Consider the following 16,940-nt stretch of genomic DNA (forward strand, 5'->3'; position numbering starts at 1 on the left):
GTTGGTGTTGGTGTTGGTGTTGGTGTTGGTGTTGGTGTTGGTGTTGGTGTTGGTGTTGGTGTTGGTGTTGGTGTTGGTGTTGGTGTTGGTGTTGGTGTTGGTGCAAATGTTGAGATTAAGTTGATGTTCATGCAAATATTGAGGTTGAGGTCAATCCATCAAGGGAGCACCCTGATATCCCTTTTAGAGCATGACAAAAGGCCGGTCAGCAAGCACAATATTGTGCTGCGAACCGGCCTCTTTAGGCTGAACATTCCCGGACTGGCCGGAAACTGAATTAGATTCTGTCGAAACTTGAAATTAGCTCATCGAGAACATCTTTGCTGACCATTTTACCTTTGAAGTTGATCAGGTTTTCCGCACTGCCGGAGAAGATGCAGGTAGGCTCATATTTTCTGAGAATGATCTTTTCGCCATCAACGAAGATTTCGAGCGGGTCTTTTATGTCAATTCCCATTGTTCTACGCAGTTCAATTGGAATTACGATACGTCCCAGTTCATCTACTTTTCTTACAATTCCTGTTGCTTTCATCTTAAGTATCCTCCCTTGAAATAACACCTAAATAATCACTAGAGTTAAAAGCTATCAAAGCTTCTATAAAGTAGTAATGATTACGCCATATCTGCATTGTAAGGTGCTATTTCTTTCCTGTCAATTTTATTTCTACATTTTTTGATATTTATCGACAACATTTTCGACAAAGATACGCGTTTATTCGACAAAGTTAAGATTTCGTAACTTATTTTATATGAAAATAGCTTTCATTGAAAGCTATTTATGGAAAATATATAAATTGCTCATACATCATTTACATTGCACTAGATAAATCTATTAAAACTGGATCGCTATCCATCTACTTCTCTCTCCGGAACTTTAGATCTCAAACCAATTCCTATAGTATAATTGAGAGAATCACTTTTATTACACGGGCATACAGGAGGCACAGAAAATGAATAACTCCCCCGCTTCTCCCGTTGCACAAGCGATCCGGGAACGTCGGAGTATCCGGCAATACAAGAGCACGCCTGTTCCACAGGAGCTGCTGCTCTCGCTAATGAACACCGCCAACTGGGCGCCTAATCACGCGCTACGGGAGCCTTGGCGATTTATCCAATACAAGGGCGCTGCCCGGGAGACCTTTACGGAAGCCGTGCTAGGCGCCATGTCGAAAGAAGAACGGCAGAAATACGAGATTCAGCGGCGGAAGGAGTATATGACGATCCCGGTTCACCTCATTGTCGTCATGCCGGAAGACCCGCGGGATAAGCAATGGACAGAGGACTTCGGCGCCGTGTGCAGCTGGATTCAGAGCTTTCAGCTCGCCGCATGGGAGCAGGGGCTGGGCGTCGTCTGGAAGACCAACCCCTACATGTTCTCCCCTTTCTTCCGGGAAGCCGTCGGCGTTGCTCCTGGCGAGAAAATCGTAGGCGTGCTGCATATCGGTTACCCTGAAGTGATCCCCCCAGCCAAACCGCGTACTCCCGCAGAAGCTCGGCTCACGGTGCACGAATAGGCACTCCAGCCGTAGAGCTGCTCGTACCGAGCAAAAGGGTGTCTCATCACCATTTATCATGGTAAATGAGGCACCCTCTTTGTCATTGCCGCTATAGTCCAAATTCCAGAGCAAAAATCCTTACTTCTCCCTTACCTCGCCTGACGAATCAATCTTCGCATTGTAAGAAAGTTTGTTGAGGCGCTGTATCGTCTGAGCATTGTAATCCGGCCCCATAAAATTGGGCTGACCCGCGATTATCTTCACGGGAGTGATCCGCCCCGTCATATCCGAGCCCTTGAGCTCAATGTTCAGCAGCATGGAATGAAGCGTCTTATCTCCTCCACGGGTGGAACGGTTAAACACAAAGTTGCCTAACGAATAATAGATGGGCTTGTGCTTGTAATACTCAATGCCCATCAGACAATGACTATGTGCGCCTACAATCATGTCCGCTCCGCTGTCAATGATCTGTTTAGCCAGGGTGCGGGCATATTTCTCCGGATAATCCTTAAACTCCTCGTTCCAGTGGATGTACACAACCGTGAAATCATTGACCTTGGATGAGACCCTGATCTCGCTCAGCAGGGGCTCTAGCGTATACGCCGAAGCCGCACCGGGGGTAGAAGGCCCCGCATACCAGGAAGGGCTAGGGAGCACACGGCTGACGCCGAGCACAGCGATCCTCTTCCCTTTCACCGTCTTCACAAAGGGCTTGAACGCTTGCTTGATGTCGGCGCCTGCACCGGTATGTCCAATTCCGTATTTGTCCAGATGAACCAACGTGTCCAGCATTGCCGTCTTGCCGTAATCCAGAATATGATTGTTCGCTAGAGTTACCCCGTCAATGCCCGCAAAGGTCAGCCCGTTCAAAGCTGAGGGATTGGAACGAAAAACAAAACTTTTCTGTGAGGGCGTCCCCCTGGTAGATACCGGTGTCTCCAGATTAGCGAAGGCCAGATCTGCCTTTCGCAGGACCGGCGCGACCTTCGCGAATGGATAATTCACCCCGTAGCGGGCAATTTGCTCGCCCACGAAGCCGTCCAGCAGGATATCGCCTGCAAAGGCCAGCTGAATGCGCTGTGGTTCCGCCCCCTCTCCGTTAGCAGGAGACGCGGCCGTAACAAGTAGTAGCATAATAATCATAAGGATTGCTGATCTGCGCAACAGTTTAACCCCTTTATCTTATTGTTTCACTGCAGTTTGATGCTATTCTACTATACAAGGCACAAACTTCCAGATAAAGGGTATAAAGTCCAATAGTCACCTTCAGAGGGTCTAGGCATATGGACCTGAATAAATCATTGCCTGTCAGATCTGCTGTTTTTTCAGCACAGCCCGGAAGCAATTCAAGCCACCCCACGCTTCCGTCCGTACGGCATCCGCAGGCAGTTCAAAGTCTGTTTCACCCCAGTACTGGAATCCCACCTCCAGCAGCAAGCCATTCATGAGCTGGAGATTTACTGTTGGGTAATCAAAGGTCAGGATTAAGAGACCCTCATCGTTCAAAATCCGGTGGAATTCTCCCAGTGCGCGATACTGTTCCACCAGCGGCAGATGCTCCAAGACAGAGATACAGAATACTATGTCAAAATATTCATCCTCATAAGGCAGCGCTGTCAGATCAGCTTGAGCCAGATGCAGACGTGTAGTCCGTCTAGCCTGTACCTGCCATGCTGCCTCCTCCCCAATATCGCGGGAAATCTCCGCCATTACAGCATCCTTGCTGACAATTCGTGCATCCACATCACAGGCATGAACCTCCTCACAGACGCCAGTGAGGTAGAACTTAAGCGGATGGGAAATACCGCAGCCTGCATCCAGCACCACATCATGAGCGGAGACAAAGTGCGTACACCATTCATATTCATAAGGGCGACTCCACCAGGATTCCGGCAAATCATAAATCAACTTATCGCGCCTTGCATCGGAGTTGACAAAGAAACGGGAGACATAGGGATGTTTTGGCATGGCCAGGACTCCTTTAACGGGAATTTCGGTAGTGAGAGTATATTCAAGATTCCCTGATTCATGCCTGAACCTCACGTAGAGGGAGGGGTACGCAGCACAAAAAGACGCTGATCCGCAAGGGTCCAGTCGTCTTTGGAAAGGGGCAGGGCCGGCATCACCTCTGGATCAGGTACAAGCATAGCCCTGCTTTATCACACCCTACCGGGCAGTGGCTTGCGCCATTGGGCTCGTTCCGCTCTAGGTATAGTACGAAATGGGCTTCGGCGCTGTACCATGTCTTTCGATCAGGTCATCCACAAGCGCCGACCATTCCGGGTCCACTGTGCAAAGCTCTGGGTGATTCTCAAACCAGGACAGTGAACGTTTGACGCCTTCGGTAAACGGAACTGTGCAGACAAAATCCGGTACCAGCGCCTTGATCTTGCTATTGTCGAATACGCTGCTCACCGCCTGGTCGCCAATCAAACCATCTGCGGTGCCGGGAGGCGTAAAGGCGGCTATGAAGTCTGTGGAGATATGCACCACCTGTGGCTCTGCGCCTGCCGCGGCGCCGAGCCCTGCATAAATCTGATTCCAGTTCAGAACCTCATCCGAGGTAATATGAATCGCTTCTCCCAGCGCTTCAGGATGTCCCAGCAGACCTACGAATCCTTTGGCAAAATCGGTATTGTGCGTAAGTGTCCACAGTGAGGTTCCATCCCCATGCACGATGATCGGCTGGCCTTTGCGGATACGGTCCACGAGCGTCCATGGATGCTCCCAGCTCGTCAGCGCCGCCGGAATCGCCGTCTCCCCGTAGGTATGAGACGGTCTTACAATGGTCACCGGGAAGCCGCTATTCCGGTATGCTTCCATTAACAACTGCTCACATGCAATCTTGTCCCGGGAATACTGCCAGTAAGGATTCTCCATTGGCGTTTCTTCCGTCACCAGATAACTGCGCTGCGGCTTCTGATAAGCAGAAGCGGAACTGATGAAGATATACTGCTTGGTCTTGCCGGTAAACAGCTCAATATCGGTCTGAACATGCTCCGGTGTAAAGGCGATCCAGTCCACCACGACATCGAATTCATGGTCCTTCAGCACAGCCGCGGCCTCAGCCTGCTGGCGGATATCTCCCGTGATTACCTTCGCGCCTTCCGGCACGAATTCATCCCGCTGTCCTCTATTGAACAGATATAGCTCTATTCCTCGCTCTACAGCCAGCTTGGATACAGCCTGACTGATCTGACCCGTTCCTCCGATAAACAATACTTTCATCTGACACAGCTCCTTTTTGTAGGAAATAAGTAACAGAAATAATCATTGGAAAATCCCTTGCCCACATCTATAAAGCGTTATCTCTTAAGGAAGAAAGTGCTGCCGTACGGTGCCTTTACCCTCGAATACCTCTATCTCTGCATAAGCTCCGTTAATAAGTGTCAGCTGCGGCGGGACATGCCCGAAATCCACCTCATAAATCACGGGCACGCCCAGTTCCCCGGCAAGCTCCCTGTACATGTCCTCAGCGGTGTATCCATCAAATGGAGTATTGGCCGCACTTCTGCCGAACAGTAATCCCGAGCAGTTACGGAACCAGCCTGCCAGCTTCATCTGTACGAGGGAACGACGCAAGTCTGCAGTGTTAAGCTCGCAATTTTCCAGATACCACAGAATAGGCTCGTCATGGATGACCCCCTTCTGAAAAGCTTCCACATCGCCATATGGTGTGCCGATCAGATGACGGATAACATCCACACAGCCACCAAGCAATCTTCCTTTGACCGTTTCCGGTGATCCTGAGACTGTCTTCCATTGCACGGGTTCCGTCAGATTGAAGACACTTGGCGAGGGTTCACTCTGTTTCTTCTCTTTATGATAACGGGGAGCAGAGTGCTGAATATTGGAGCCGCCTGCCTTCGTTAACAACACGGACAGCCATTGCCCGGTAGTCTCATCGCTGAACTCTCCCCGTAAATCATAGAAGCATGCCCCATGGGCTGTAGCCAGCCCCGTCTTCAGGGTCACCGCCAGCAGCAACGTGCCTATATCCGAATAACCCATAATCCATTTGCTTTGGCGTTCAATCTCTTCGAAATCGACAAACTCCAGCATTTCAATCAGCAACTCACCGCCCCAAGGCGGAAAAATCATCCCGATGGCTTCATCCCCCATCATGGCATTGAACTCTTTGCCACGCACCGGAGCTGGAGCCGACTTAGCCTTATGCTGTGTCCATACGGTATCTCCACAGACGACCTTAAAGCCCTTCTCTTCCATACGCTCACAAGCTAACTTGAACAGATCATGACCTTTTGCACTCACGCCTGATGAAGGCGCTGTCACTCCTATTGTTGCGTTCTTCTCTAAAAATGGATATCTGATCATATGTCTTCCTCCTGGGTCCATAAATCGGCCCTTTTCCACTGTGTTTGACTTTCGTCTAAGCAAAGCTGTGGAAATAGAATAAAATAAACTTAATTATACGACCTTTTGCAGAAGTTTGAAAATCGGTTGAGGGGGAGAACGCCGAATGCCCAAGATAACAGTATTAATGTCGGCTTATAACACCAGGCCTTATATTAAAAATGCGGTGGAGAGCATACTGAATCAGACCTGCCGGGACTTTGAATTTCTGATCATCGACGACTGCTCCACCGACGGTACACTGGAATATCTCCAGAGTCTGGAAGATCCGCGGATTCGTCTCATTACCCACAATTCCAACAAAGGGCTGGTTTATTGTCTTAATGAAGGACTGGACCTGTCCACAGGTGAATATATTGCGAGAATGGATAGCGACGATATCAGCGCGCCCCATCGTTTTGAGAGACAGCTACGATATATGGAAGACCACCCCGAGGTCGGTGTTCTCGGCACCTTCATCACCCTTTTTCACAATGGGGAGCTCGTCTCCAAACCTACAAGTCATGAAGATATTCGCTGCTGGCAGCTTTTCTATTGTTGTGTTGGACATCCTACCGTATTTATGCGGAGCAGCGTACTGAAGGAGCATGACATCCACTACAATCCAAGCTTTACACATGCCGAGGACTATGAATTCTGGAGCCGGCTGTCGGAACTTACACGGATCGAGAATCTGCCCGAATACCTTTTCTCCTATCGCGTGCATGAGGGGCAAATCTCTACCCAGCAGCATCTGGCCCAGCGTCTGACGGCGGACCGGGTGCGCAGGATGCTCCTGTATAACCTGGGTGTCTTTCCTACCGAGGAAGAATTCGACATTCACATGCAATTCTATCAGCGTACCATTCCTGTCCATAATTATGAGGGGTATTCACGAGCGCTCGCTTGGGCGCATAAGCTGCTAGAGCGGAACCAGGCGACCGGAATCTATGATCAAGAGACTCTTAACCGTATTCTGTCCACCTGCTTTACCTGGTCTGAAATCGCATGAATAACGTTTTAGAGAGCCTATCCTGCGCTTTCTAGACTACCATAGGATGTAAAAAGAGGAGGTGCCCCGGCACCCCCTCTTTTATATGACTACGGCTATCTCGCCGCCCTAGTTTACATGCTATAGGCTTTTTCTTACATAAGAAATTGCGTCGGTAAGAATGGTCACCCGATTGTCTTCCGCACCGTCTCTGTTAATCACGGTAAAGGTATCATCTGCGGATACAAGCTCACCGGCAAAGGTCTCCACTGCCGTTTCTACCTGAACGCTTTGCCCTACATATGCTTCGATCTTCTTGGAAAAACTCATTCTGCTTCCACCTCCGCTGGAATGCTAGGCTGAAACGCCAGTGTATTCCGGAAATTGACGATTACACTCGCGCCTCCCTCTTCGGTTAGCGCTGCATATCCGCCACCAACTTCAGTTACAATCCCTTCAATGATTTCCCGGTTTGTTGTGATCAGCACATTATTACCAATATTCTCACGGGCCAGCTCTACGAACGGGACAGCGCTGATTCGGCCCAAAGCGCCCAGGATTCCACCGATTACATTGCTGCGTGCGGATGGCGTTCTGGTGGATGTAGCTGTGGTCGATGAAGCTTTGGTCGATGAAGCTTTGGCAGATGACGTACCAGACGTCGAATCGGCCGATGCAGGATCACTAGCGGTTTGAGTCGGCTGGTCGGAGCCTGTCTTCAGAAAGTCTGCGATGCTTTTAGGAACGACGTTATCCTTGCCCAGAAGCTGAGGCAGCAGGCCCGGCCGGACCACTTTCTCGATCAATCCTGTCAAATCCTCCAATTTAAACTGTGCGGCCATTCGATCAAACCTCCAATTGTATAGAAGATATGAAGCTTTCATTTCCCTGCCTACTTAATAAGTCCATACACAAAAGGGGCTGCCCCGCAGTCAGATACGACCTTGTGGGGCAGCCCCTCGTCAGCCTATAGACGGCACTAGCGTAACCGGCTGCCTAGCAACTTTTGTACAGTATCAAGCACATTACTTCCGTTCAGATTCAACGAACCCAAGAACGGTTCAATCTGAGTCTTTGCTTGCTCAATGGTCCGGCTAAGCTCTCCAACTACTGTGTTCACATCCACATTAGAGCCTGTGAATGAAGATTGTAGGTTCCGGAGTCTGCCGAAGACATCGTCGACAAATTGACCAGCAGAAACACTGTTCACTCCGCCATCCACTTTACCAATTGCACCCAACAACTCGGATTTTGTAGCTTCATCCAAGTTCAGAGCGGCCATTTCGTCTTGCAATTGATTGAAGCTGGCTTGATCAATGTTGTCGCCCGCCGCAGTATCTACTTTGGATTGAACGGAACCCAGCTTTCTAAGAAATTGTCCCACCACATTGTCATCTTTCAAGACCAGCCCCTGTGCTTTCTCCAGAAACTGCGCCAGTTTGGCTTCCACATCACTCATTCTTTATCCCTCCTTTCCTGCTGCTATATTATGCAAGAATCAGAGGTGTGCTTGGATGGATACATATTTCCTGAAATTAATAGGTCTATAGATTAGTGCCAGTTTCAGGACCCTACCTTTTACCATATGCTGTCACAAACTTATATCTTCTATTAGGCAATGAGAGGAAGAGTTTTATTAATGCAGGCGAAGGAGGAAAGGAAGTCAATGATGCCCGCCCAGCAACAGGCAGATGCCGCATTCTGGAGGAACAAGAAAGTATTCATCACCGGACACACAGGCTTTAAGGGAACCTGGTTGTCTCTGTGGCTACATTCCCTTGGCGCCTCAGTAACCGGGTATGCTCTGAAGCCTCCCACCAATCCGAACCTGTACCATATTTGCCGCATGGATGAACTGGTTACTTCTTATCTGGATGATATCCGAAATTCTGCTTCCTTATCCAATGCCCTTGCGCAGGCTGCCCCCGATGTTGTGATTCATATGGCGGCCCAACCGCTCGTCCGTGAATCCTACATCCATCCTGCCGCTACCTTCGAGATTAATATGATGGGAACTGTGAATGTGCTTGAAGCGGTCCGCAAAGCCGTAGCGCAGGGGAGCCCGATCCGGGCTGTTCTGAATGTAACTACAGATAAGTGTTATGACAACCGGAACTGGAGCTGGGGATACAGGGAGAGCGACCGCCTCGGCGGCAGTGATCCCTACTCCGGCAGCAAAGCCTGCTCGGAGCTGATTACAGATAGCTACCGCAGAGCCTTCTTCCTATCGGGGAGCGGTGCTGCTAAGGTCGCTGTCGCATCAGCCAGAGCCGGCAATGTCATCGGCGGCGGAGACTGGAGTAAGGAACGCCTGATTCCCGATATTGTCCGGGCTGTACTGAGCCAGAAAGCTGTCCAGATCCGCTATCCGCAGGCAGTCCGGCCCTGGCAGCATGTGCTTGAGCCACTACACGGATATTTGCTGTTAGCGCAAAAACTGGTCGAGTCCGGTTCCCCTTATGATCAGGGATGGAACTTCGGTCCCGATGACGCCCACTCCGTGGAGCAACTGGTTCGCCAGTTATGCAACCTATGGGGGGAAGGGGCTAACTATGTTGTTGATCAGGAGACCACCCATCCGCCTGAGGCTCATTATCTACGGCTGGACTCGTCAATGGCGAAGCAGGAGCTTGGGTGGACTCCCCGCTGGAACCTGGAGAAGGCGCTGGCCCGGACCGTGGAATGGTACAAAGCGGACCAGCACCAAGAGGACATGCGTCAGGTCAGCCTGCAACAGATCCGCGACTATATGAAAGGAGTACATGGCTGATGATCATCAAGCCAGGCAGACTGCAGGGAATTTATGAAATCAGTCTCAGTCCGAGGAACGACCACCGCGGCCATTTCACGCGGATTTATGACCAACAGCTGTTCAAGGAGCATGGTTTGGACTGGAACTGGGTTCAGGAGAATCGCTCATTTTCAGGCAAGAAAGGAACAATCAGGGGTATGCATCTGCAGTATGGTGACCATGCGGAAACTAAGCTTATTCGGGTCACTCAAGGTGCCATCTTCGATGTCTTTGTAGACCTCAGGCCTGATTCCCCTTCATTTGGCTGCTGGGACTCTATACTGCTGACGGAAAGCAACAACAAGATGGTATATATCGGCAAAGGATTCGGTCATGGATTCTGCACCCTTCAGGACGATTGTGAAGTTGTGTACAAAGTAGACCGCTGCTATGCCCCGCAGCATGAAGGCGGCGTACGCTGGAACGACGAGACACTGCGAATTACCTGGCCGATTCTGAAGCCGACTATGTCAGACAGGGATATGCTTCTTCCCACCTTGGAGGAATTCAAGCGTCGTTTAGAACAAAATTAAAGGAGCGATCAGGCTTATGCAACCACTCGTTAGTATTTTGATTCCCACCTTCAATCGGCCCGACTATTTTGAACAGGCTCTAAGAAGTGCTCTTGCCCAAACCTATTCCAACTTTGAAATCGTCATTAGTGATAACAGCGACAATACACAGACTGAACAGGTAGTGGCCCGCTACCAGGCACATCCGAACGGCTCCAAAATACGCTACCATCGCAATCCCAAGAACATCGGCCCTATTGCCAACCAACAGCAATGTCTCAATCTTGCGAACGGGGAGTACATCAATTATTTAAATGATGATGATCTATTCCATCCCCAAAAAATCGAAAAAATGATGAATTTCATCTTGGGACACGCCGGCGTAGTCCTTGTCAGTTCCCAGCGGAGAGTCATTGATGCCAACGGCAAGCAAATTTATGTCCCGCCGGTCTTAACCTTCAGGAAATTCTCTACCCGGGATACCGTAATCAACGGCCGGGTGCTGACAGAGATGATGCTGCGCAACCAGACCAATTATCTCGGCGAGCCTACTACTGTACTGTTCAAGCGCAGTGCGCTGACAGAGCCTTTCGGTGTGCTCGCGGGTAAACAGGTCTTCTTCGCCGTGGATATGGCCAGCTGGGTCAACCTGATGACACAAGGCAATGCCGCGATTCTGGTTCAACCGCTTAGCTATCTCCGCTATCATTCCACACAGTTGTCACAGCATAAATATGCCAGAAAGGTCGGGGAGTTGGATATCAAGACCTTTGAACGATTCGCCAAGATCCATGGATATACCCAATAACCAACGAAGGGATTGTTCCGGATGAAGGAGCTCCTGCGATCCTACAAGCACGCAGACGTGCAGCAAACTTCCTCTTACTGTATCCCTATTGTAGTCAATGGTACCTTGCGCGGCAGATTACGTCCCATCACTGCAGAGGTTATTCACAACTCTGATGAGATCACGCAACTTACGGAATGGAGAAGTTCTTCCTCCTCCTGGTTCACTACCCAGTTCCCAGGGTCTGAAGATGGAACCCGGCGCTGGCTGGAGCATCAGGTGCTTGGCGCAGACGACCGGATTCTTTTCTTTGTCGAGGATGAAGAACACGCTCCTGTAGGACAGGTAGGCTTGCTGAATTACAACGAAACTGCCAAAAGCTGTGAGTTCGACAATCTCCTGCGGGGACGCAAAGGCGCGTTCGGGAATATCATGATCCACGCCCTCATTGCACTCGGTGAATGGAGTATTGAGGTACTGGGTGTCGAGACCGCCTGTATTCACGTGCTAGGAGACAATTACCGGGCGATGCGTATCTACAAGGGCCTGGGAGCGGTGGAATCAGAACGGGTACCTCTGCTCAAAGTGGAGGAAGAAGGCGTCATCCGTTGGGTTCCAGCCTCCCTTCCTCTGACCGAAGCGCCGGAGCGGGAACTGGTGACCATGACCATTACACGCGAAGCCTTTAGACAAATAATGAGCGCCGCATTCCATAAAAGATAAGGTGGGTATCACATGAAAATCAGACTGTTTAAGCCTTCTGTCGGTGAGGAGGAGCTGGCAAGCATCAAAGACTCGTTTGACAGCGCATGGCTTGGTCTGGGACCCAAGGTTGCCGAATTTGAGCGGCAATGGAGCCGCTATGTCGGCTCACAAGAATCTGTGGGCGTCAATTCCTGTACGGCTGCGCTTCATCTGGCGCTGTCTGCTTATCGATTCCCGGAGGGAAAAAAGGTGCTTGTGCCTGCACTAACCTTCGCCGCCACTGCCATGGCTGCGCTATATAACCGCCTTATTCCCGTATTCGTAGATATCGACGAACACACACTGGGCCTGGATCTTGAAGATCTGGAACGAAAATATGACAAGGACTGCGTGGCTGTCATGCCGGTGCATTTTGGCGGACATCCTGTGCCTATGGACAATCTGGTGTCTTGGGCCAAGGCACGCGGCCTGAAGGTGATTGAGGATTGCGCGCATTCGGCTGGCGGGAAGTATAAAGGCAAGACGCTGGGTACCTGGGGAGATATCGGATGCTACAGCTTTGAGGAGAAAAAATGCATGACCACCGGCGACGGCGGGATGATCTCCTCAGACGATACGGAGCTGCTGAAGCCGCTCCGGCATTCACGCTGGATTGGCATCAACAAAGATACCTGGGAGCGTTATGAGGAGTATCAGCTAGGTCAGCCAGATGTGAATAGCTGGTATTACGAGATCTCGGATATCGGCTACAAATATAATATGAATGATCTTATGGCCTCTATCGGCCTTGTTCAGCTCGGCAAGCTCGATCGTATGAACCGTAGAAGAGAAGAGATTATAGGACAGTACACTGCGGGGATTCAAGGCTTGACGAAGGTAACATCCGCCATTCCTTATGATCTTCACGACTCCTCATACTGGGCCTTTGTTGTACGGGTTCAGGAGCGGGAGCGGTTTATCGCCGCCATGCAGGCCCGCGGCATCGCTACTGGTGTTCACTATATGCCACTGCCGATGCAGCCTCTGTTCATGAAATACGCTTCGGAGAATCCGGTGGCCACCAGGATCTGGCGTGAACTTGTGACTCTTCCGCTGTTCCCTGACCTGACACCGGAAGAGGTCGAATATGTGATCTCAGCCGTTCAGGCGTACCAATAAGCGAAACCGGCACGACCATGTTCTGAAAAAGGATTGACCACCTTCTACGCCCGTCCCCCGGGACGGCAAAGCAGGGGTCAATCCTTTATTGGCTGGAGGCGGGATCATTCCACCGCCTCCTATGTGCCAGCCTGACCGCTTCCTGCGGCCAGGCACAAAATAACCCGATCCTGAATCCCTTAGAATAGGGGATCAAGTCCGGGCTATTTTCATAATAACGTGTGTCATATTCTTCTCAGCAGCTCCCTGAACTCCTGGCCTGCTGCATGCAGATTAGCATTTACCGCACAAATCTCCGCCAATTGTGTGATTCTTGAGACAAACTCGTGGTTAAACAACCGATGGGTCTGCGCATTCCACATTGGAAACTGGTTCACGGCCACCCCCTTGAGCGCCAATATTGTCCGCACCCATTCTTCGTCTTGAGGTAGTATTCCCGTATGAGTGGCAAGCAGGATATGATCTACCCAGTCGCAGATCTCGCCCATTTGGGACAACGGACTGACCGATATTTGTGTTGAATGCCTGCGAAAAGAACTTAAAGGATCTGTAATATACACCAAATCGCCGCGGGACAGCAGGGTCAGCCAGGTCGCTACATCGACATTATTGAAAGCTTTACGGCCATAGAAGACACCGAAGGGCTCTGCCAGATCAGCTTTCCGGAACAATCCGGTCGTCGGTTCCCCGATATAATTGATCCGATCGCGCAGCATGGTGGCCATCGCAGCCCTTCCACTAACAAACGTTTCATAACCATTGAAATTAGCAAAAGGCACCGTGTCCGGCGAAAGCTGGGTCACACGGTTGGCCCTGTCGATAATGCTTTTCCGTGATGATACTAGCGTGACTCCGGGAAATCTTTTTAAGTAAACTGCCATTCTCTCAATCTTGACAGGATCAAACAGATCATCATCCATTAAATAGTTGACGTATTCGCCACTAGCCAGCCTCATGCATTGCAGTTGGTTGGCCACTGGACCGATGTTGCGTTTGTTCTTTACATAACGGATGCTCGAAATACCAAGCTCTGACTGGAAATGGTGAACCAAGTGCTGGGTATGGTCGTTGTCACTGTTGTCGCTGATGATAATCTCGATGTTCGGGTACGTCTGGGCTAAGGCACTTCTTAATGCCTGCTCCAGATAATGAGGCCGGTTGTAAGTTGGAATCAGAATGCTTACAAGCGGAGTTATCGCACTCATGCTCATCACCACAGCTTCCAGGGGGCTTGCCCGGAATCCCACAGCGCTTGCAGATGATTCTTGTCTCTGAGCGTATCCATCGCATACCAGAAGCCATCATGCCGGAATGCATGCAGCTCCCCTCCGCTCGCCAAGTTGATCAAAGGCTCTTGTTCAAAGATCGTATGGTCCCCTTCTATATAATCAAAGACTTCCGGCTGCAGCACCATAAATCCCCCGTTGACCCACTTGCCGTCCCCCTTCAATTTTTCGTGAAAATCATTGACCCTGTCCCCCGCACCAAGACCCAGCGCACCAAATCTCCCAGCCGGCTGCACAGCGGTGACCGTAGCCAGCTTGCCATGCGCCTTATGAAACTTCAGCAACTCCTGAAAGTTCACGTCACACAAACCGTCGCCGTAGGTGAGCATAAAAGGTTCATTGCCAATATAACGTTGAATGCGCTTGATCCTCCCACCTGTCATAGAATCCTTACCCGTGTTCACCAGTGTGATCTGCCAGGGCTCGGCTCCCTGCGAATGGTACTGGGAATCACCGCTTCTGTAGTCCAACGTAAAATCCGACTCGTCCCGGATGTAGTTGGCGAAATATTCCTTAACCACATGCCCCTTATACCCCAGACAAATCACAAATTCATTAAAGCCATAATGGCTGTAAGTCTTCATAATATGCCACAGAATCGGTCTCTCACCAATCGGGATCATTGGCTTGGGTCTCGAATGTGTCTCTTCACTGATTCTTGTCCCGTACCCGCCCGCCAGAATTACGACCTTCATCCTCATTCTCCGTTCTATATATAGAATTAATAAGCTATAAGATAGTATATGTGAAGGATGTGGGGATGACAGGTACAGGTACTGCTACGGGTGGAAGTATAGGTGTTTATTGCTGCTGTACGAGTTGAGGTAAAGGAATTAAGTCTCTCATAGGAGGCTGGAAGGATAGACCTTAGCAGAGATGCGAGGTAAAATCTAATTAAATTGTAAAATTTTCCTCCATTTAGAAAGGAAATCTCTGTTCCCATGATGAAAACCATCAAAATAGTCTATTTATTATTTTCGATAGTCGTAGGAATAGCATGCTTCTATGGTTTATTAACCATTGCGTTCAGTACTGGCGACGGGTTGTTATCACATAAAGATCCTGCTCTTGCCACTTGGACTGGAATAGCAGTCGTGCTGGGTGTTGGTGGTTATTTGTTTTTGGGGATAAAGCTCGACAGAAGGCTATTGCCATCAGCGTTGGCTCTCATGATATTCGGTTTGTTTGCCGGCTTGCCTGCCTTGCAACTGTTCGATAGCCTGAGGGATTTGTGGAAGTAAAACTATGCTTCCGGGCATGAAGACACTTAGATGAACGGCGGCATCAGTAGGAGTGCTGTGCCAGCAAACGACAACCAGCCCACGCTAAGCGGGGCTGGTTGTCGTTCATTTTTTAAATGGAGGGAAAGCGTGTTTTTTGCCACCCCAAGCCACAAGAAGTGCGATGAATATGAGAATGAACAATGCCCACGAAAAAGATTTGGCACCAAAGGTATCAAGCAACAGTCCTCCTGCTACTCCTCCGCCGGCGATAGCTAGATTCCATACTGTAGTATTAATCGGCATGACCATATCCACTTTGCTCTCCCCTGCAGCCTCAGCAAGCGCCGTTTGCAGCAGTGTTGCTGCCCCGCCAAAGGTTAATCCCCAGACCGTAACAATGATATAGATCAAAAGGCCATTAGAGTTGCTAAAGCTCATGGCAAGAGAGATTAAGAGAAAAGCACTCAGACTAATCAGAACAAGCTTCCGCAGGGAGCGGTCGATGAATACACCAGTTATCCATATGCCTACCAGTGCCGCAACGCCGAAGAAAGCCAGCGCCAGACCCACTCTCTCACTCATGCTATTAGCTGCAAGAAACGGAGCAATATAAGTGTACAGAATATTATGGGCTGTCATCCAAGTCAGTACAACCAACAGGATGGGCCTAATTCCCGGTGTAAGGAAAACAGCAGTGATCGATGACTGCTTCCCGGTGGATTGTCCTGCAAACTGAACAGACCCATCCCTTGGGTTGTTTAGTCATTTTGTCTGCAAATACGTGTTCACCTGAAAATAATCATATTCGTGAAATATTAACTCTTGAAAGAGCCACGACAAGGAAAAAGTTCCATACTTGTATTGAACGAGCGATCCAGACCGGAGAACTTAAAGAAGGCACAAATGTTGCAATGTTAACCACATTATTTGTTACCTTTTTAGAAGGAATATCTACGGAAGCCAGAGATGGTGTGCCCCTCGACAGCATTAATGCAGCAATTACGAAATTGATGGAACTATGGGATTCTTGTGCCTGAAGCTCCAGTCTCTATTAACACTGCGCAACCACAACCACCATCCCATATGATTGACGGTGATTTGCTATGTATGCTCTAATACTAAAGGGTGTATTGGACTTAGGATGGGATTTTCTCAGCTCACTGCCGGGACCACCACTATTTGTGAAGGGTGGAGCTACATGCTTTCATTGTTACTAACATTAAAACGATTATTTTCAGGTTTATGGAGAGCATTCAAGCGTAAAAATTTTCAGGTATTATTTCTTCTGGTTATGATGACGCTGTTGTCCGGAACCATTTTCTATGTCAAACAGGAAGGCCTGTCTATCATTGATGCTGTTTATTTTTGCGTTGCCACGCTGAGTACATTAGGACATCCAACGTTCGTTCCCCAGACAGATCTCGGAAAAATATTTACGATCGTATACATTATTGCGGGTACAGGATTGTTCTTGGGAATGATTGGGTATATTGCCTATGAGTTGATCAAACAAACGGGGAAAAATGGAGATTAATACGAAAAGGCCTTGTTTAGTAAAGCTAACAAGGCCTTTCTTTGTTGAATATGAAACGATAATAATCATCAAATTGCGGCAAGCTATCCTCTCCATCTTGCTCG

22 protein-coding genes are annotated in these 16,940 nt (G+C 49.5%); 11 read left to right on the forward strand and 11 right to left on the reverse strand.

All coding sequences use genetic code 11. From position 1 onward, the window contains the following. A partial coding sequence (locus tag ACFRAM_RS05730; RefSeq protein ID WP_379464938.1) for a hypothetical protein occupies positions 1-276 on the forward strand: 276 nt, incomplete at its 5' end. A gap of 1 nt (position 277) precedes the next feature. On the opposite strand, the gene ACFRAM_RS05735 is transcribed toward ACFRAM_RS05730, so the two are convergent. Next, positions 278-532 (reverse strand): AbrB/MazE/SpoVT family DNA-binding domain-containing protein, encoded by a 255-nt coding sequence (locus tag ACFRAM_RS05735; protein WP_066374154.1) that lies wholly within the window; start codon positions 530-532, stop codon positions 278-280. Between the two features lie 418 nt (positions 533-950). Here ACFRAM_RS05735 and ACFRAM_RS05740 point away from each other — a divergent pair, with 418 nt between their 5' ends. Next, the gene (locus tag ACFRAM_RS05740; protein ID WP_379464939.1) at positions 951-1,514 is read left to right on the forward strand and encodes a nitroreductase family protein; all 564 of its coding nucleotides are present in this window, start codon (positions 951-953) and stop codon (positions 1,512-1,514) included. Positions 1,515-1,634: 120 nt separating this feature from the next. On the opposite strand, the gene ACFRAM_RS05745 is transcribed toward ACFRAM_RS05740, so the two are convergent. From ACFRAM_RS05745 to ACFRAM_RS05760, 4 genes are all read right to left on the reverse strand, one after another. Next, entirely contained in the window at positions 1,635-2,639 is a 1,005-nt protein-coding gene (locus ACFRAM_RS05745) for a CapA family protein (protein WP_483875008.1), read from the reverse strand. Positions 2,640-2,804: 165 nt separating this feature from the next. Further along, positions 2,805-3,464 carry a class I SAM-dependent methyltransferase gene (locus ACFRAM_RS05750; RefSeq protein ID WP_379464941.1) on the reverse strand — a complete coding sequence of 220 codons (660 nt, stop codon included), beginning with the start codon at positions 3,462-3,464 and terminating at the stop codon, positions 2,805-2,807. Between the two features lie 237 nt (positions 3,465-3,701). Next, positions 3,702-4,724: an SDR family oxidoreductase gene (locus ACFRAM_RS05755; RefSeq protein WP_379464942.1), complete on the reverse strand. Its 1,023-nt coding sequence runs from the start codon at positions 4,722-4,724 to the stop codon at positions 3,702-3,704. An 84-nt stretch (positions 4,725-4,808) separates the two neighbouring features. Then, a complete protein-coding gene (locus ACFRAM_RS05760; protein WP_379464943.1) occupies positions 4,809-5,831 on the reverse strand; it encodes a S66 family peptidase in 1,023 nt (340 codons plus the stop codon). Between the two features lie 145 nt (positions 5,832-5,976). On the opposite strand from ACFRAM_RS05760, the gene ACFRAM_RS05765 reads away from it, so the two are divergent. Beyond that, positions 5,977-6,861, forward strand: coding sequence for a glycosyltransferase family 2 protein (locus tag ACFRAM_RS05765; RefSeq protein ID WP_379464944.1), 885 nt, complete (start codon positions 5,977-5,979; stop codon positions 6,859-6,861). A 120-nt stretch (positions 6,862-6,981) separates the two neighbouring features. On the opposite strand, the gene ACFRAM_RS05770 is transcribed toward ACFRAM_RS05765, so the two are convergent. The 3 genes from ACFRAM_RS05770 to ACFRAM_RS05780 all read right to left on the reverse strand — a co-directional run bounded on the left by ACFRAM_RS05770 (position 6,982) and on the right by ACFRAM_RS05780 (position 8,299). Beyond that, entirely contained in the window at positions 6,982-7,170 is a 189-nt protein-coding gene (locus ACFRAM_RS05770; protein ID WP_379464945.1) for a hypothetical protein, read from the reverse strand. Next, positions 7,167-7,682, reverse strand: a complete 516-nt coding sequence (locus ACFRAM_RS05775) for a hypothetical protein (RefSeq protein ID WP_379464946.1) — start codon at positions 7,680-7,682, stop codon at positions 7,167-7,169. Before ACFRAM_RS05775 ends, ACFRAM_RS05770 begins: the two co-directional genes overlap by 4 nt. 137 nt (positions 7,683-7,819) lie before the next feature. Continuing rightward, a complete protein-coding gene (locus ACFRAM_RS05780) occupies positions 7,820-8,299 on the reverse strand; it encodes a hypothetical protein (RefSeq protein WP_379464947.1) in 480 nt (159 codons plus the stop codon). A gap of 207 nt (positions 8,300-8,506) precedes the next feature. Here ACFRAM_RS05780 and rfbG point away from each other — a divergent pair, with 207 nt between their 5' ends. From rfbG to ACFRAM_RS05805, 5 genes are read left to right on the forward strand one after another with little or no spacing between them, the layout of a single operon-like run. Beyond that, on the forward strand, positions 8,507-9,610 hold the full coding sequence (gene rfbG / locus ACFRAM_RS05785; RefSeq protein WP_379464948.1) for a CDP-glucose 4,6-dehydratase: 1,104 nt from the start codon (positions 8,507-8,509) through the stop codon (positions 9,608-9,610). Further along, complete coding sequence (rfbC, locus tag ACFRAM_RS05790; RefSeq protein WP_379464949.1) at positions 9,610-10,164, forward strand: dTDP-4-dehydrorhamnose 3,5-epimerase; 555 nt, start codon at positions 9,610-9,612, stop codon at positions 10,162-10,164. The genes rfbG and rfbC overlap by 1 nt, the downstream gene beginning before the upstream one ends. 16 nt (positions 10,165-10,180) lie before the next feature. After that, on the forward strand, positions 10,181-10,951 hold the full coding sequence (locus ACFRAM_RS05795; RefSeq protein ID WP_379464950.1) for a glycosyltransferase family 2 protein: 771 nt from the start codon (positions 10,181-10,183) through the stop codon (positions 10,949-10,951). Positions 10,952-10,972: 21 nt separating this feature from the next. Then, positions 10,973-11,653, forward strand: a complete 681-nt coding sequence (locus ACFRAM_RS05800) for a GNAT family N-acetyltransferase (protein WP_379464951.1) — start codon at positions 10,973-10,975, stop codon at positions 11,651-11,653. A gap of 12 nt (positions 11,654-11,665) precedes the next feature. Next, positions 11,666-12,793 carry a DegT/DnrJ/EryC1/StrS family aminotransferase gene (locus tag ACFRAM_RS05805; protein ID WP_379464952.1) on the forward strand — a complete coding sequence of 376 codons (1,128 nt, stop codon included), beginning with the start codon at positions 11,666-11,668 and terminating at the stop codon, positions 12,791-12,793. A gap of 224 nt (positions 12,794-13,017) precedes the next feature. Here ACFRAM_RS05805 and ACFRAM_RS05810 read toward each other — a convergent pair whose 3' ends face one another. Further along, entirely contained in the window at positions 13,018-13,998 is a 981-nt protein-coding gene (locus ACFRAM_RS05810) for a glycosyltransferase family 2 protein (RefSeq protein ID WP_379464953.1), read from the reverse strand. Positions 13,999-14,003: 5 nt separating this feature from the next. After that, the gene (gene rfbF / locus ACFRAM_RS05815) at positions 14,004-14,774 is read right to left on the reverse strand and encodes a glucose-1-phosphate cytidylyltransferase (RefSeq protein ID WP_379464954.1); all 771 of its coding nucleotides are present in this window, start codon (positions 14,772-14,774) and stop codon (positions 14,004-14,006) included. A 246-nt stretch (positions 14,775-15,020) separates the two neighbouring features. Between rfbF and ACFRAM_RS05820 the strand changes: the two genes are divergently transcribed. Then, positions 15,021-15,320 carry a hypothetical protein gene (locus ACFRAM_RS05820; RefSeq protein ID WP_379464955.1) on the forward strand — a complete coding sequence of 100 codons (300 nt, stop codon included), beginning with the start codon at positions 15,021-15,023 and terminating at the stop codon, positions 15,318-15,320. A 105-nt stretch (positions 15,321-15,425) separates the two neighbouring features. Here the strand turns inward: ACFRAM_RS05820 and ACFRAM_RS05825 are convergent, their stop codons facing one another. Next, a complete protein-coding gene (locus ACFRAM_RS05825; RefSeq protein WP_379464956.1) occupies positions 15,426-15,941 on the reverse strand; it encodes an MFS transporter in 516 nt (171 codons plus the stop codon). Positions 15,942-16,003: 62 nt separating this feature from the next. Between ACFRAM_RS05825 and ACFRAM_RS05830 the strand changes: the two genes are divergently transcribed. After that, the gene (locus tag ACFRAM_RS05830; protein WP_379464957.1) at positions 16,004-16,339 is read left to right on the forward strand and encodes a TetR family transcriptional regulator C-terminal domain-containing protein; all 336 of its coding nucleotides are present in this window, start codon (positions 16,004-16,006) and stop codon (positions 16,337-16,339) included. 161 nt (positions 16,340-16,500) lie between these two features. Continuing rightward, positions 16,501-16,836 (forward strand): potassium channel family protein, encoded by a 336-nt coding sequence (locus tag ACFRAM_RS05835; protein ID WP_379464958.1) that lies wholly within the window; start codon positions 16,501-16,503, stop codon positions 16,834-16,836. The last annotated feature ends 104 nt before the right edge of the window (positions 16,837-16,940 follow it).

It is taken from the genome of Paenibacillus sp. NPDC056722, from assembly GCF_042790635.1.
In the GTDB taxonomy this organism is placed as follows: Bacteria; Bacillota; Bacilli; order Paenibacillales; family Paenibacillaceae; genus Paenibacillus_AQ; species Paenibacillus_AQ agri.